This window comes from Pseudomonas sp. FYR_2 (assembly GCF_043106425.1).
GTDB classification, from domain to species: domain Bacteria; phylum Pseudomonadota; class Gammaproteobacteria; order Pseudomonadales; family Pseudomonadaceae; genus Aquipseudomonas; species Aquipseudomonas monteilii.
Genome location: NZ_JBICMM010000016.1, coordinates 47,627 through 63,308, shown reverse-complemented (window position 1 = coordinate 63,308; position 15,682 = coordinate 47,627). Strand labels below are relative to the sequence as shown.

At 59.8% G+C, this 15,682-nt stretch carries 12 protein-coding genes and 1 tRNA gene; 2 read left to right on the top strand and 11 right to left on the bottom strand.

The genetic code is table 11. The features are described from left to right. Positions 1-70 precede the first annotated feature (70 nt). The 3 genes from ACF8R4_RS06320 to ACF8R4_RS06310 all read right to left on the bottom strand — a co-directional run bounded on the left by ACF8R4_RS06320 (position 71) and on the right by ACF8R4_RS06310 (position 1,333). Positions 71-385 carry a DNA-binding transcriptional regulator gene (locus ACF8R4_RS06320; protein WP_060499078.1) on the bottom strand — a complete coding sequence of 105 codons (315 nt, stop codon included), beginning with the start codon at positions 383-385 and terminating at the stop codon, positions 71-73. Then, entirely contained in the window at positions 363-725 is a 363-nt protein-coding gene (locus ACF8R4_RS06315; protein ID WP_060499092.1) for a hypothetical protein, read from the bottom strand. The genes ACF8R4_RS06320 and ACF8R4_RS06315 overlap by 23 nt, the downstream gene beginning before the upstream one ends. 146 nt (positions 726-871) lie before the next feature. After that, complete coding sequence (locus ACF8R4_RS06310; RefSeq protein WP_016484597.1) at positions 872-1,333, bottom strand: Lrp/AsnC family transcriptional regulator; 462 nt, start codon at positions 1,331-1,333, stop codon at positions 872-874. Positions 1,334-1,515: 182 nt separating this feature from the next. Here ACF8R4_RS06310 and ACF8R4_RS06305 point away from each other — a divergent pair, with 182 nt between their 5' ends. Together ACF8R4_RS06305 and ACF8R4_RS06300 are read left to right on the top strand one after the other, a co-directional pair. Continuing rightward, positions 1,516-1,758 carry a DUF4160 domain-containing protein gene (locus ACF8R4_RS06305; protein ID WP_082426392.1) on the top strand — a complete coding sequence of 81 codons (243 nt, stop codon included), beginning with the start codon at positions 1,516-1,518 and terminating at the stop codon, positions 1,756-1,758. After that, positions 1,755-2,300, top strand: a complete 546-nt coding sequence (locus ACF8R4_RS06300; RefSeq protein ID WP_392491919.1) for a DUF2442 domain-containing protein — start codon at positions 1,755-1,757, stop codon at positions 2,298-2,300. The genes ACF8R4_RS06305 and ACF8R4_RS06300 overlap by 4 nt, the downstream gene beginning before the upstream one ends. Positions 2,301-2,372: 72 nt before the next feature. Here ACF8R4_RS06300 and ACF8R4_RS06295 read toward each other — a convergent pair whose 3' ends face one another. From ACF8R4_RS06295 to rpsU, 8 genes are all read right to left on the bottom strand, one after another. Further along, positions 2,373-3,206 carry a hypothetical protein gene (locus tag ACF8R4_RS06295; protein WP_223624630.1) on the bottom strand — a complete coding sequence of 278 codons (834 nt, stop codon included), beginning with the start codon at positions 3,204-3,206 and terminating at the stop codon, positions 2,373-2,375. 60 nt (positions 3,207-3,266) lie between these two features. Further along, entirely contained in the window at positions 3,267-5,144 is a 1,878-nt protein-coding gene (locus tag ACF8R4_RS06290; protein ID WP_060499076.1) for a hypothetical protein, read from the bottom strand. 12 nt (positions 5,145-5,156) lie between these two features. Next, positions 5,157-6,713: an OmpA family protein gene (locus tag ACF8R4_RS06285; RefSeq protein ID WP_060499075.1), complete on the bottom strand. Its 1,557-nt coding sequence runs from the start codon at positions 6,711-6,713 to the stop codon at positions 5,157-5,159. Between the two features lie 572 nt (positions 6,714-7,285). After that, positions 7,286-7,362: transfer RNA gene (locus ACF8R4_RS06280), tRNA-Ile, on the bottom strand. Between the two features lie 16 nt (positions 7,363-7,378). Continuing rightward, the gene (locus tag ACF8R4_RS06275; protein WP_060499074.1) at positions 7,379-11,122 is read right to left on the bottom strand and encodes a bifunctional diguanylate cyclase/phosphodiesterase; all 3,744 of its coding nucleotides are present in this window, start codon (positions 11,120-11,122) and stop codon (positions 7,379-7,381) included. 126 nt (positions 11,123-11,248) lie between these two features. Then, positions 11,249-13,099: an RNA polymerase sigma factor RpoD gene (rpoD, locus tag ACF8R4_RS06270; protein WP_060499073.1), complete on the bottom strand. Its 1,851-nt coding sequence runs from the start codon at positions 13,097-13,099 to the stop codon at positions 11,249-11,251. Between the two features lie 67 nt (positions 13,100-13,166). Further along, the gene (gene dnaG / locus ACF8R4_RS06265) at positions 13,167-15,149 is read right to left on the bottom strand and encodes a DNA primase (protein ID WP_060499072.1); all 1,983 of its coding nucleotides are present in this window, start codon (positions 15,147-15,149) and stop codon (positions 13,167-13,169) included. A 301-nt stretch (positions 15,150-15,450) separates the two neighbouring features. After that, positions 15,451-15,666 (bottom strand): 30S ribosomal protein S21, encoded by a 216-nt coding sequence (gene rpsU / locus ACF8R4_RS06260; RefSeq protein ID WP_003255575.1) that lies wholly within the window; start codon positions 15,664-15,666, stop codon positions 15,451-15,453. Positions 15,667-15,682: the final 16 nt, after the last annotated feature.

Below are 15,682 nucleotides of genomic sequence, written 5' to 3'. Positions count from 1 at the left end.
AAGGCACAGAGTGGTGTCTGAATGTAGCTTTTGTCGTCATATTTACCATTTAAATGATATTTATGACGATTCAGGTCAGGGATGCCAAGTGATTCACCGTCTCGGGAAACTTCTGTACAAGACGAATCAATGCGACGGCCTGTGCATTGGGCCTGGAACGGCCTTGCTCCCAATTCTCCAGCGTTCTGGCATTGGTCCGTAAATAATTTGCGAACAGCGCCCTGGACATGTTGAGGCGCTGGCGGAGCTCTAACAGTTCGTTAGGTGCCAAGGGGGCAAGCTCGGTGAAGCTGACTTTGTGCGAGCGCAGGGTTTTCTTGCCTTGGCGATCTTCAGCTAGTGCATCGAAGCCTTCAGTGAGCTCAGTGAACAGGTTGCGGTGCATGGTTTGTCCTCGACAGGTATTCGCGCTCGAGCAGGGTTCGCAGTATTTTTCGCTCGGTGTCGCTCAAGTCATCTTGCATGTCTTTCCCGTACACGGTGAAAAGCCAGAACTGACTGCCAGGAAGCCAGAAGTAGTAGATGACGCGGATGCCACTTCGCTTCCCCTTGTGACGTTGAGCATCAGAGAACCTCAGCTTTCTGAGGCCACCTGTGCCTTTGATCACATCTCCGGCAAGCGGACCGTTCATCAAGAAGCGCTGCAAGGAACGAAAACCCTCGTCACTCAGATAGCTGGCACGATGCCGCTCGAAAGGGGGGAGCTCGACAAAAACTGCTTCCATGGTGTGTACGTTATCTGCGTATAGTTTCGTGTTGGCCACGAGGTATGTCAATCCATCGCTAGCCAGCCTATACGCATTCGAGCTACACCTAAGGCGTAGTGAGTTGCAGCGTGTTACTTAGATCGCTGTACAGTCCGAGTGCCATTTCAAAGTGGTTGCCCACGGTCCACCTTGCTGCTGAGAATGATTGACGTGGTGGTCTTCTCCACCCCGTCGACACTGCCGATCTGGTCGAGCAACTGGTCCAGTTGCTCAGGCGAATCCGTAAGCAGCCAGGCCACGTAGTCGAACTCGCCGCTCACTGCGCACAGCTGCTGGACTTGGCCCATGGCACTCAGGCGCCGCACCACTTCCTTGCCGGAGCGCGGCTGCACCTTGATACCCACATACGCCTGCAGCCCGCCACCCAGCACCCGCTGACCCAAGCGCACGCCATAACCGGAGATGACCTTGTTCTTCTCCAGCCGCTCCAGGCGCGAGTTGACGGTGGTCCGGGCGATACCCAATTGGCGGGCGAGTGTGGCGACGCTTTCGCGGGCGTTGATTTGCAGCAGGGCGATCAGCTGGCGATCGATCTCATCCAGCGTGATGGAGCGGGAATCCGACATGACGAGTCTCTTCGGTTGGCCTGCTAGCCTAGCGAGCGACTGCCAATCAGGGCAAGACCGCTTCTACAGCGACCGCGCTGGCCTGAAGAGACATGTAACCATAATAGTTACATTTTTGGGGCTGTAAGCGTGTTGCTAAACGGGAACTGTCTAGTGCAACCATTGCACTGTATGATTAGCCCATGCCCACGATCCATCGGTTGTCCAATTGCGTAGTCTGCCTGTATGCAAATGATCATCTGCCGCCGCATTTCCATCTGCGACTCAGTGATGGTCGTCAGGCACTGATCGCGATCAATGACCTGACCCCGATGGTCGGCTTCGGCGCTTCGCGGGTTTCCCTGCAAGAAATGAGTGAAGCGCTTGAATGGGCTTCGCGGAACAGGGCTCGACTGCTAGCAATGTGGGAGGAGCTGAATCCATGACCAACAAACAATTCCAGCTGACCGAGGTGGCTGCGGTCGCCCCTGGTTCATTGCTGCTGAGCTTTGCGGACGGCCAGCAATTCACCGTGGTTCTGGATGAAATCATTGGAAAGCACGCGACGTTGGCCCCGCTTGCCAATCCCAAGGTGTTCGCAAAGGTCGCAATTGGTGAGTGGAAAGATACGGTCATCTGGGCCGGTGACGAAAATCTTGAACTTGCCGCCGACAACCTTCGTGCCAGAGCTGTCGAACAGGCAGGGGAGTGTTCACATGAGTTCATCTGGAACTGGATGGCCAGGCATGGGCTGACGTTGGATCGTGCAGCTCAGGAGCTGGGGCTGAGCAGGCGTATGTTGGCCTACTATCGCAGTGGTGAAAAACCCGTACCGAAGACCGTAGCCTTGGCTATGAAAGGGTGGGAGGCACTCCGGTTGGCTGAGGCTGAGGCTGAGGCTGAGGCTAATAGCGTATCTCGTGGCTCGTCTGGCCAGTACGCAAACAGGTTGATTGGCCAAGGGCGTGCACGGAAGAAGCGAGCCTAAATGCTCAACTGAATGGCAAGCATGAAAAAGCCGCGCGTGAGCGCGGCTTTGTCGAATCTGGTGGTCCCTCAACTACTCGACAGCCGCCGTCAGTTCTGGATTGCCAAAACCGGCGAGACTTGCGTTCGACTCCTTGAAGTAAGTGCTCCAGAACTGCTCCAGGTTCTGAATCATCTTTCCACTGCGGTACCCGTTTTTGGCAGTGGTCGGTACGAAGGCTGCGCCATGCACGTAGACGCGCGCTCCGCTGAAATCACCCAGCAGTTTCTGCTTCTCGACCTTGGCTATTTCGACCTTCGGATCTATCTGACGGATACCGTTGGACTGATAGAAGCTTCCGAAGTCGCTGTACTCCAGCATGTCGGACATCAGCAGAATGACATGCTCGCTGACGCCTTCAGCCTTGGCCAGGTCCTCGCCCACTGCTTTCAGGCTGAACAGGATCTCACTGCGGGGAATGTCGGAGCTCGACTTGCCCATGGTGGCGGCAAAGACCTTGCCGAAGCCTTGGAACATCTGCGCAGGTTGGTGCTTGAGGCAGGACTCGAACTTACGGGTGGCCATCATCGGTACGCTACCCAATACCTTCGGGTCGATTGGTTGCTCCAGCTCGCCGGCGTAGCGCAGGCGGGTGTAGTGACCTTCAAGGTACGCGCTGAAGGAGTACAGGCGGATCTTGTCGCCTGGCTGCATGAAGCGCTTGATGTGGCCCCAGGCAGTTCGTTGCAGGTCTTGGGTCAGGGGAGTGGTCTGGTCCACGACCACGGTCAGCATCCGGCCGGACGGCGAAGTGCGGAACTCGTCGATGCGGGCTTGGGCGTAGCAGCTCGGAACGTCATTACGTTCAGCCGCCAGCAGAGCGGTAGGCGCGAGCAGCAGCGCCAGAGCCAGGCTCTTGAAATTCATGGTGCCTCCAGGGGGTGTGGGTAGAGCGGCTACGCAAGGGCGCAGCCGCTCAGTGCAGGCTTAGGCACGCTGGGTGCTTTGCTTGACCATCAGTTGCAGGCGACGAGCGCGCTTGATGGTGTCGAGATCAACACCTTTGGTGGTGGCCACGAAGGACAGGTCATCGTCGTGGAACTCAGTCAGGTCACCGAACTGGTTCGGGTCGAACCCGCCAGCAGCGGGTGCTGCAACAGGGGCTGCTGCAACAGACGCGGGTGCAGCTTGGACTACAGGCGCGGCAACTGCCGGGGCGGTTTCGACGACTGGCGCAGCGTGCACGACGGCCACAACAGGCTGGGTTTCGACTGGGACATTCACTTGAACAGCCACAGTCGGTGCAGGTGCAGGTGCGGCAGGTGCTACGAAGGTTTTCGCTACACTTCTGAAGGTGTCGCGAAGTTGGAACAATGACGGGTCATCGATCTGATTCATCCGTGGCAAGGCTACCCGAATGATTTCATCAATCCTCGCAGAGTCGTTGTTGGCAATGGCAGTGTTCAGGTCAGCAGTCGACTTCTTGATGTAGTTTTCCAATACCGCCCGGCTGTCTTTACCGAGTTGTTCAGCAATCGCTTTCTGATCAGTCCAGGCTTTGCCCGCGTCCTGCTCTTCAATGAAGCGGATGAAGGTACGGCGTACGTTGTCTTTGCGCAGCTCTTCGCGATCACCGCCTTTCACGCGGAATTGCGCCAGCTGAAGAGCCTGGAGCTTGCCGAGGGCTGATTGGGCGTCATTGGCAATGCTGCGGGCTTTGGCTTCGTGATAACGCGTGAACTCACTCGCGCTGGAGAACTTGTGCACCAACTCCCAAGCCTTGCGCGAGTAGGTACCGGCGAAGCCGAAGGTGTAGGCCAGGAAGGTGGAGGTGAACTGGATGAAAATGAACAGTGCACTCAGCACCGCAAATGTCACGAGGCTTGCGCGGTGGAGAGCATCAATCTGGTCCTGGGCAGATTTGCCAGCGGTATCGTTGGCGATGGACTGCATGTCGCCCGGCAACGGGAAGTCGTCCTCACCGCTGGCAGGGAAGTCGTCAGCTGCTTGCGAGACAGCCGGAGGGTTGGCGATCAGGTCAGCCTCTTGTGCATTGAGGGTCTCGGTACGTACCCAGAACGCAGCGACGGCCAGGATGACGATAAACACGGCATAACCGATAACGATGCCGTAACGCTTGGCCGGCATAGCGCCATCCTGTGGCACCTTCACGCGGTTCAGCATTCGCTGATATTCCGGGCGCCCGTCATCGATGTTGGTGTTATCGATGGTCACGATGTCACGGGACACCATGTCGCCATCAGCACCACCGTGACGCAGTTCCTCGTAACCCATGATCTTGCCGACGATGCTGTTGAGGTATAGCTGACGGCCAGCAAACTCAGACAGAAAAACACCGATGATCGATATGACCAACCCGATGCCAAATGCACCTGCTACGGCAGTGTCGGGGGTTGCGAGCGTCAACGCAAAGGGTGCGAGCGCGTAGCCGAAAGCCGTGGCCTCGATCAGCATCAGTACGATGATGATCGCCCACATGCCGAAACCTTTTTCTTTGCGGTTGTCTTCTCCGATCTTGCCCAGGTAGTCCTGGCAGCGCTTGAAGTGCGCTTCCGACGGCTGGTGGTCACGGTAGTAGGTTTCGTATTTCAGGTTCAGCTGGTTTTCCGACTCGTAGAAGCCGACAGCTTCCGGGTTTTTCGGGGTCGGTTGCTCCTTCGAGCCCGGATTCTTGACCCAATGTGCCAGGCGGCCGACCCAAGGGGTGTTGATGCGCGCCTTCATCAGGGCGTAGCGCACCTCGTACCAGTTGGTGATGATCGGGATGGCCAGGAACGTCAGCAGGACGATTGGCAGGACGATGTGCCAGTAGAGGGCGAAAAACGTCTGGATGGTTTCGAGCATGGGTAATTCTCCTTAGCCGCGCTTCTTCGGTTGGAACTGCGCCACGTAGGCGTCACCCTGTTTCGGGTAGTAGATTTCGCCGGCCACCGCATTGCCTGCACGTTTGTCGAACACGATGTCCATGCAGGAAACCGGAGTGCTCTTTTGGTCGAGCGCGAAAACGCGGTAAAGCACCTGAGTCTCACCTTCGTAGGTGTTGGCGACCGACTTGAAGGGGGCAGAGTCCTTCCTGTTGGCGGTACCGACGTTCGAGGTGAACTGCATGATCGGCACCCCGGCAGCTGCACCCGTGTCACGCAGCACGGCAACGGGGCCTACTGCGGCCACGTGGCCATTGACCTTGCTCGCCCAGACTCCACCGTTGAGGCCTGGCAGGAAGTCAGTGGTCGAGTAGTCTTTCAGCGCCTTACCGGTGGCCAGGTTTTTCACCTCACCCTCGACGCGCGGCAGGTCCCCAACGCAAGAGGTGACAGGTGCATCGGCGTATGCCGAGCTGATCATGGAGAAGGTCGAGCTCTTCGGCTGAATGCGGGACGACAGCATCGAGGTGGTCGTGGTAACCGGCACACCACCGAAGTCGATACCGCCTTTACCTCCGAGTTGGACCACAACATCCTGGGCCGGGGTGGTTGGCAGTACGGGGGCCTTCTTGTTGATAACCGGAGCTTCCAGCTTGGCGGGCGTGCTCACTGGCTGCTTCGCAGCAGTAGCGACCTGAATGGGTTTGGACGGGGTGCTCGGCTTTGCGGCGACCGTCTTGGCTTTGACCTTGGACTCGACGGCGGTGCCATGAGCCAGGTACTTGGCGCTAGAACGCTCGTCACGCACGCGTTGCGCCAGAACCTGCTCGTTGTCGACTTCGACGATCTCCACTCGGCGGTTCTTCGCTCGGCCGGCATCGGTGGTGTTATCTGCCACAGGCCGTGCGGAGCCTGCCCCCTGGAAGAAGATGTCCTGTTTCGGAACGCCAATCGCAGCCATCATGTCAGCGACGGTTTGAGCGCGTTTTTCGGACAGTCTCTGGTTAAGTTCGGCACCACCCGAAGAGTCGGTGTGACCGACCACCAAGAGCTTCTTGGCGGGGACACCTGGCCGAGTTGCTGCGCGATCACGCGCGAACTCTTGTGCCATCATGCTCAGCTTGCGATAGCCCTCAGCGGTCAGGGTTGCCGAACCCGAAGAGAACATCTCGGCGACTTCGATCTGGGCTTCCACGCCGACAGACTTCTTCTGGCCGCTGGCATCAACCATTTCTACTTCCCGCACTTCGGCGGTGAGACCCTGCTCGGCAGCCACAGCCTTCAGACGATCGACACGCTGCTTGTACGCATACAGTGCAGCGCAGCCCAGCGCTCCGCCAGCGACAGCGCCTGCGGCAATCTGATTGCCGTTGCCACCAGCGGCAGCAACAACACCGCCTACGACGAGCGAGCCGAGAACCGCGCCGGCACCACAGGCGAATTTGCCGGAGCGCTCTCCCAGCGTTTTATCGATCGTTGCGCATCCACTCAACCCCACGGCAATAGCCGTAGCGAGAGCTGTGCGTTGCATTGTCTTTGTGCTCAGCATGCCCCTTCCTCTTTCTTCTGCCCAACCCGGGCGAATACCAGCGTTACCGCTGAAACTGTTGCAGCGTCGGCCGCAATTTCCTTGCATCGATAGCACCGTAACGGTGCTATCGAAAAATTCACGCGCTGGGGGCTGAAATCGAATCGACCCTGCGCGAGGCCGCTGTGCAGGGCGAGATTGAGTGCATGCGTCTTGACATGGGGGGAGATAGAAAACGACTCCATGTTCTCTGCGATGCGCCATCCAGGGCGGAATGTGGCAATTTGCTACCTTAATGTTTCCGTATCAAGATGTGAACAAGTTCAACCGGTTCTTCGGCGCTAGTTACTGCCTTTCTCCCAAAGAAGGGGTGCCAAATAACGTGGAGACATCCTCACTCTGCAGCTGGCTCACAGCCATGGCTCAGAAATACGCCCATTTCAGTCCAGGCCATCTGGCCGATGTGGTCAATCTCAACCCTCTGGCTGGGCGTGGACACACGGTGGACACATCGAAGGGTTGTGAAAGGTGAGGGAGACGGGAAATAGCAGACTGTAGAAACGACAAAGCCGCGCAGTGCGCGGCTTGTAAGCTGGTGGGCCCACACGGACTCGAACCGTGGACCAAAGGATTATGAGTCCTCTGCTCTAACCGACTGAGCTATAGGCCCTCAGTAAGTGGCCGGATTATAACGAGGGTTTCGCACCTGTGCCATCTGAAAGATCCGATAGTGCTATGCGAAGAAACGCGGCCGCAAATTCCTCTGGCGGCAGCGGCAGGCTGACGATGTAGCCCTGGATCTGCTCGCATCCTTCGGCTGCCAGAAAACGCTGCTGGGCTTGGTTTTCAACACCCTCGGCAATGATCGTCAGTTGCATGCTGCGGCCCAGGGCGATGATCGCACGGGCGATGGCCGCGTCGTGGGGGTCGTCAGGCAGGCCGCGGATGAACGACTTGTCGATCTTGAGGATGTCCAGCGGCAGGCGCTTGAGATAGCTCAGCGAGGAGTAGCCGGTGCCAAAGTCGTCGATGGCCAACTGCACGCCCAGTTTTTTCAGCTGGTACAGCACAGCCAAGGCCTCTTCTGCCTGGCTCATGATGAAGTTTTCGGTGATTTCCAACTGCAAGTCGCCGGCCTTGAGCTGGTGCTGCTTGAGCAATTGCTCGATGCGTCGGGCAAGGTTTGGGTGGCGTAGCTGGGCGCCAGCGAGGTTGATCGACAACGGGCCGAACGGTTCATAGTGTTGTTTCCAGGCCTGCATCTGCCGGCAGGCTTGCTCAAGCACCCAGTCGCCGAGCTGGAGAATGGTGCCGTTCTCTTCCGCCAGGTGGATGAAGTGCTCCGGCGGTACTTCACCAAAGGTGGGGTGGCTCCAGCGGATCAGCGCCTCGGCGCCTACCAGGCTTTGGGTCTTGAGGCTGAGCTTGGGCTGGAAGCACAGGCTCATTTCGTTGCGTTCGACGGCGCGGCGCAGCTCGTGCTCAAGGGCGATGCGCTCGCTGGCCTGAGCGGTGAGGTCGCGGGTGTAGGCTTCGACGCGGTTGCGGCCTTTGGCCTTGGAGCGGTACATGGCCGCGTCGGCGTTGCGGATCAATGTCGCGACATCAGTGCCGTCCTGTGGGTACAGGCTGATGCCGATACTGGCGCTGGTAAAGAACTCGTGCTCACCGGCCTGGAACGGCGCGACGAAGCAGGCCAGCAGTTTGTTGGCGATGGTGCTGGCGTCACTGGGCTTGTGCAGGCCCGGTAGCAGGATGATGAACTCGTCGCCGCCCAGGCGGGCCACAGTGTCGACGTCACGTACCTGTTCCTTCAGGCGCTGGGCGATGCCTTTGAGCAGCAGGTCGCCGACCGGGTGACCGAGGCTGTCGTTGATGTGCTTGAAGCGGTCGAGGTCGAGGAACAGCACCGCGCCCTGGCGGTTCGACACTTGCGCGCAGGTAAGCACGGCCTGCAGGCGGTTCTCGAACAGGGCGCGGTTGGGCAGCCCGGTCAGCGGGTCGTGGTGGGCCTGGTAGTCGAGCTTGGCCTGGGCGTGCTTGAGGCTGGAAATATCGGCAAACACGGCCACGAAATGCGTGATCTCGCGTTCGTTGTTGCGCACCGCACTGATGGTCAGCCAGCCGGGGTACAGTTCGCCGTTCTTGCGTTTGTTGTAGATCTCGCCTTGCCAGTGGCCTTCGTCGGTAAGCTGGTGCCACATGGCGGCATAAAAGGCGCTGTCGTGCTGGCCGGAAGCGAGCAGGCGCGGGGTTTGGCCCAGGGCTTCGATTTCGCTATAGCCGGTGATCTCACTAAAAGCGCGGTTGACGGCACTGATGCGTTGGTCGATGTCTGTGATCAGCACGCCTTCGGCGGTGTTCTCGAACACGGTGGCCGCCAGTTGCAGCTTTTCCTGCATCAGATGGCGTTCGGTGATGTCTCGGGCAATGGTCAGCATGCAATCGACGCCGGCAATCGGCAGGGGCCTGGCGGACAGCTCGCAGAGGCGGATCTGCCCGTCACTGCGGCGGATGTGGCAGGTGAAGTCGCGCACGAAGCCGTCACGGTTGAGCTGGTCGACGAGGCGCTTGCGCTCGTTGAGGTCGACCCAGATACCCAGGTCCAGCGAGGTTTGGTCGATGGTCGGGTTGAGGTCATAGCCGGTAAGGCGGCAGAAGCCCTCGTTCACCTCCAGCAGCAAACCGTCGCTCTGGCGCGACAGTAACAGGCCGTCGGGCGAGGCGTGAAAGGCTTTGGCGAACTTCTCTTCCGAGGTTTGCAGCTGTTCCTGGGTTTCCTTGAGCTGGCTGATATCGCGTACTGCCACCACCAGCGCCGGGGTGCCGTCGAGCTCGAAGGTTTCGGCCGAGGTCAGGCCGGTGAACAGTTGGCCGTTGCTGCGGCGGAAGCTCATTTCAAGGTTACGGATACCGCCCTGGTGCAGGCGTTCGAGCACCCGCGGGCCGCTGCCTTCGACACCCCACAGGTTGAGGTCGGTGGCGGTACGGCCAATCACCTGGCCTGGGGTCAGGCCGATCTGTTCTTCGAACGCTTCGTTCACCTCCAACAGGCAGCCATCACTGTGACGGGCGATCAGCAAAATATCGGGGCACTGCTGGAACACCGAGGCGAACTTCTGCTCGGACAGGCGCAGGGCGTCCTCGGTGCGCTTGGTTTCGCTGATGTCGATCATCAGCCCGCGCATCACCGGTTGGTGGCCGTGCTCGATCATGCTGACAATATTGCGTACCCAGAGGGGCTGGCCGTCGGCTCGGATTACCCGGTAATCCAGGCTGTGGTCGCGCCCGGCTGCAGTTTCGCTGTCGCAGTAGGCCTGGGCCCAAAGGGCGTCCTCCGGGTGCAGAATGCTGCGCCAGAAACCAGGCTTGAGCCAGTCACTCAAGGGGTAGCCGAGCAGGTCTTCGGCATGCGGCGAAACGTAGCTGTAGGTGAAGTCTTTGGCATCGGCTTCCCAGGCGATGGCCGACAGGCTTTCTATCAAACCTCGGTAGTGGTATTCGCTGCTGCGCAGTTCCTGTTCCAAGGCAATGCGCCGTGAAATTTCCGAACTGAGGCGGCGGTTGATGCGGATCACCACGGCCAGTACGGCCATCAGCAGCAGCACCGTTGGCAGGCCATACACCAGCAGGTCGGACCAGAACATCCGCTGGTCGACCACATTGCCTACCCAGCGCTGCTGTATCTGGCTGACTTCGCTGCTGCTCATGTCGGCCATCACTTTGTCGAGAATACCGACCAGTACGTGGTTGCTGCGGGGGACGGCCATCGCCAGTTGGTAGCGATAGGGCGTTTCGCCGCTGACGTAGAGGCCGTCGAGCTTGAGCTGGCGCAGGCTCCAGATGCTGGATGCGAGGTCGCCGACGACAGCATCTACCTGATCGGTGGCCAAGGCCTGCAGCGTGGAGCTTACATTGGGCAGTGCGACCAGGTTGAGGTCCGGGTGGTGGGTGCGCAGCAACTCGTGCGGGGCGTAGTTCTCGACCACAGCGATTTTCAGGCCGTACAGGTCTTCCAGTTTGCGCGGCTGTGCACCGCCTTTGTGGGCAAGGATGACAATGGGAAAGTCGAGGTATGGGCGGGTGAAAGCCAGGTAGCCCTGGCGTTCAGGGGTAGACATGATGCCGGGCAGCAGGTCGATGCGGCTTTCGCGCGCCTGCGCCAGTACTTCGGTCCAGCTACTGGGTTCGACCGGTTTTAGCGTCACACCCAGACGTTGCTGGATCATGGCGATGTAATCGGCGGCCAATCCCTGGTACCGGCCCTCCTGGTCGCGAAACTCGAACGGTGGCCAAGAGGCGTCGACACCCAGGCTTAGCTGCGGATGGGCAGCCAGCCAGGCTTTTTCCTCGTCTGTCAGGGTCAGGGCGCCGGCCGTTGTGTTCCACAGCATCAGGAGCAGCAACAGAATGGCCGGCTTCAAGGACATGGCAGCCTCGCATTCAGGTGGTCTGAAGTCGAGTGTAGACGGGCATTGCGGCAGATGTGCAGTGGAAGCCGGGCTTTATGTTACGGGCCACTAAAGAAAAACCCCGGCCTGGGCCGGGGTTTGTCATCACTCGTCGAGGAAGGAGCGCAGGTGCTCGCTGCGCGTCGGGTGGCGCAGTTTGCGCAACGCCTTCGCTTCGATCTGACGGATCCGCTCACGCGTTACGTCAAACTGCTTGCCCACTTCTTCGAGGGTGTGGTCGGTGTTCATGTCGATACCGAAACGCATGCGCAGCACCTTGGCTTCGCGTGCGGTCAGGCCCGAGAGCACGTCGCGGGTGGCTTCCTTGAGGCTTTCGACCGTGGCTACGTCGATCGGGGACTGCATGGTCGAGTCCTCGATGAAGTCGCCCAGGTGCGAATCTTCGTCGTCACCGATCGGGGTTTCCATGGAGATCGGCTCTTTGGCGATCTTCAATACCTTGCGGATTTTGTCCTCAGGCATTTCCATGCGCTCGCCCAGCTCTTCCGGGGTCGGTTCACGGCCCATTTCCTGCAGCATCTGGCGGGAAATACGGTTGAGCTTGTTGATCGTTTCGATCATGTGCACCGGAATACGGATGGTGCGTGCCTGGTCGGCGATCGAACGGGTGATCGCCTGACGAATCCACCAGGTGGCGTAGGTCGAGAACTTGTAACCGCGACGGTATTCGAACTTGTCCACCGCTTTCATCAAGCCGATGTTGCCTTCCTGGATCAGGTCGAGGAACTGCAGGCCACGGTTGGTGTACTTCTTGGCGATGGAGATCACCAGACGCAGGTTCGCCTCGACCATTTCTTTCTTGGCGCGGCGGGCCTTGGCTTCACCGATCGACATGCGACGGTTGATTTCCTTGATCTCGGCAACGGTCAGGCCGGTTTCGGTCTCAAGGTCGATCAGCTTCTGCTGGCAGGCAACGATGGCGGCGTCCTTTTCACCCAGGGCGGCAGCCCACTTAGTGTTGCGCTTGGCCAGGTCACCGCTCCAGGTTTGGTCGGTTTCGTTGCTTGGGAACATGCGCAGGAAGTCGGCACGCGGCATGCGGGCGTCACGCACGCACAGCTGCATGATGGCGCGTTCTTGCTGACGCAGGCGGTTCAGGGCATCACGTACACGCTCTACCAGTACCTCGAACTGCTTCGGTACCAGCTTGATCGGCATGAACAGGTCGGCCAGGGCCTGCAGGGCCTCGACGCTTTCCTTGTGGGTACGACCGTTTTTCTTCAGGACCTTGGTGGTCGCCTGAAGCTGCTCGGATACCGCACCGAAGCGCTGGGCTGCAACAACCGGGTCCGGGCCGCTTTCGGCCTCTTCCTCGTCGTCACCGCCTTCGGACTCTTCTTCGTCGTCGTCGGACTCTTCTTTCGCAGCGGCGGCCTTGGTGCCAGGAATCGGCACTTCTTCGGTCGGCGCAGCGATGTTGTCGTCAGGGTCGATGTAACCGCTGAGAACGTCCGACAGACGGCCACCCTCGGTGGTGACGCGGTCATATTCGCCGAGAATGTAGTCGACAGTGCCCGGGAAGTGGGCGATGGCGCCCATGACTTCACGGATGCCTTCCTCGATACGCTTGGCGATTTCGATTTCGCCTTCGCGGGTCAGCAGCTCGACGGTACCCATTTCGCGCATGTACATGCGCACCGGGTCGGTCGTGCGGCCGATATCGGTTTCAACTGCCGCCAACGCAGCAGCGGCTTCTTCGGCCGCGGCTTCGTCGGTGTCGGCTTCCGCCAACAGAAGGGCATCCGCATCCGGAGCACTCTCGAATACGTTGATCCCCATGTCGTTGATCATGCGGATGATGTCTTCCACCTGTTCCGGATCTGAAATATCCTCAGGCAGGTGGTCGTTGACCTCCGCGTAAGTCAGGTAGCCCTGCTCACGACCGCGGGTGATCAACTCTTTGATACGAGACTGCTGTTGCGCTTTTCCGGACATAACACCCTATCCACTGAAGGTCTTGGCGGGCAAAAAACAAGCCGAGGATTATACCCGAGCATGGGCCTCACGCGCCAGATGAGGTCGGCGTTTGTGCGGGAACATTCCGGCTCAGCAGGGCGAGGAGCTGGGTTTTTTCCTCGCTGGTCAATTCGCTTTGACGTGATTTCCTGAGCAGTTGTTCCAGGCTGCGCTCGCGTTGGCGGGCGGACAAGCTAGTTATAGTGTCGAAAAACTGTTGTTCAAGGTTGTCGGCCACGATCAGCCATTCCTTTTCTGCCAGCGCTCGCAGCAGGCGGCCCTGTTCGGTGCCGTGCCAACGTGCGATCAACTGCATTGAGCTTAGCCCAGGATTTTTCTGCGCGGCTTCGATCAGTGCCACCAGCAGTTGGCTGTACAGATGTTCTTCGTCGGCAAAATGGCTGGCGTCTTCCACCTTGCCGGCCAGCAGCGGGTGGTGCAGCAGGGTGCGCAAGGCCGCCAGGGTGGGGGGTTCGACCGGGGCCGGTACGCGTGGTGGCGCTTCGTCGCGTTGCTGCCAGGGCTTGCCGCCTTTACGGTTCTTGTCCCAGGGTTTGTCGCTCCATTGCTTCTTGCCGCCGCCCTTGTTCGGCTTCCACTCCTGTTCCTGATGAACAGGGGCGTAGTCGTGCTGCGGCATGTCGCCGAAGTCGGGGGTGTAGCTGGCCATGGCGTCGTAGTCGTAGCCAGGGTCGTAATCCGGCACGCTGTTGGCCGCGGGTGCGTGTTGCGTCAGTTGCTCGACCTGCTGCGGATCGAGGCCGGTGATTTCCTTCAGGCGGTTGCGCATCAACTGGCGCAGGTTGGCGCCAGGGATCTTTTCGATCAACGGTGCGGCCAGGGTCGCCATGTGTGCCTTGCCTTCCAGTGAGCGAGGGTCGGCTTCGACACTCAGCTGCTCGAAGAAGTAGTCGGCCAGTGGCTGGGCATGCTGGTTGATGCGGGCCATGAAGGCATCGGTGCCTTCGGCGCGCACCAGGCTATCCGGGTCTTCGCCTTCAGGCAGGAACAGGAAACGCGCGCGGCGGCCGTCCTGCAGGTTCGACAGGGTCGACTCCAGCGCACGCCAGGCGGCCTTGCGCCCGGCCTGGTCGCCGTCGAAGCAGAACAGCACGCTGGGCACCACGCGGAACAGCCGCTTGAGGTGCTCCTCGCTGGTGGCGGTGCCCAGGGTGGCCACGGCATTGCGCAAGCCTTGCTGGGCCAGGGCGATGACGTCCATGTAGCCCTCGACGACGATGATTTCGTCGAGGTTGCGGTTGTGCTTGCGCGCCTCGTACAGCCCGTACAGTTCCTGGCCCTTGTGGAACACCGGGGTTTCCGGGGAGTTCAGGTACTTGGGTTTGTCGTCGCCGAGCACCCGGCCGCCGAAGGCGATGATGCGCCCACGGCTGTCGCGGATCGGGAACATCACCCGGTCGCGGAAGCGGTCGTAACGCTTGCCGCTTTCGGCGTTCTCGATCAGCAGGCCGGCGTCGATCATCACTTTCTGCTGCAGGGTGTCGGCACCCAGGTGCTTGAGCAGGTTGTCCCAGCCTGGCGGGGCAAAGCCCAGGCCGAAGTCGCGGGCAATTTCCCCGGACAGGCCGCGCCCTTTGAGGTAATCCACCGCCGCCTTGCGGGTCGGGTGGCTGCGCAGGGCCTGGCGGTAGAACTCCGAGGCGGCATCCAGTAGCGGGTACAGTGGCGAGTCGGTAGGCTGGCGCGGCTTGTGGTCGCGGCGGCCCTGTTCGCGGGGCACTTCCATACCGGCGGCGCGGGCCAGTTCCTCGACGGCCTGGGGAAAGTCCAGGTTGTCGTGGTCCATGACGAAGCCCAGGGCGTTGCCGCCGGCGCCGCAGCCGAAGCAGTAGTAGAACTGCTTGTCGGGGCTGACCGTGAAGGAGGGGGTTTTCTCCTTGTGGAACGGGCAGCAGGCGGAGTAGTTCTTGCCGGTTTTTTTCAGCTGGACGCGCGAACTCACCACGTCGACGATGTCGAGGCGGTTGATCAGGTCGTCAATGAAGCTCTGGGGAATCAGCCCGGCCATGGCAGTCTCGTCATCTGGCAACTGGCAAGTCTAATCGCTCACGCGCCGAATGGGGCGAGTGTTGCTTGGGGAAGTGCGAGGGAGTGTGCTCGTCGCCGGCCCTTGAGGGCCCGTCAGTCGGACGTGCACGTCTGGTCATACAACAAGGAGGACCAGCTCTGACGTTTCAGGCAGGTTGCCCATGTGCAGTTCGCATGACGCTTGTGCAGGGCCTTGAGCTAGCTGCTCAAGTTTGAAGCGACCACTGCCATCGCCCGGCGGTTAGCCGGGCAGGGCAGAAGCTTTGCGTTGAACGCCTGTATTAGTACAGACGAACGGCGCGGCGCTGTTCGCGCTGAACTTTCTTGGCGTGACGCTTAACAGCGGCAGCTGCTTTGCGCTTACGCTCTGCGGTCGGCTTCTCGTAAAACTCGCGGCTACGAACTTCAGCCAGTACACCGGCTTTTTCGCAGGAGCGCTTGAAACGACGCAGAGCTACGTCGAAGGGTTCGTTCTCTTTAACTTTGACGGCTGGCATCCAGGGCTACCTTAAT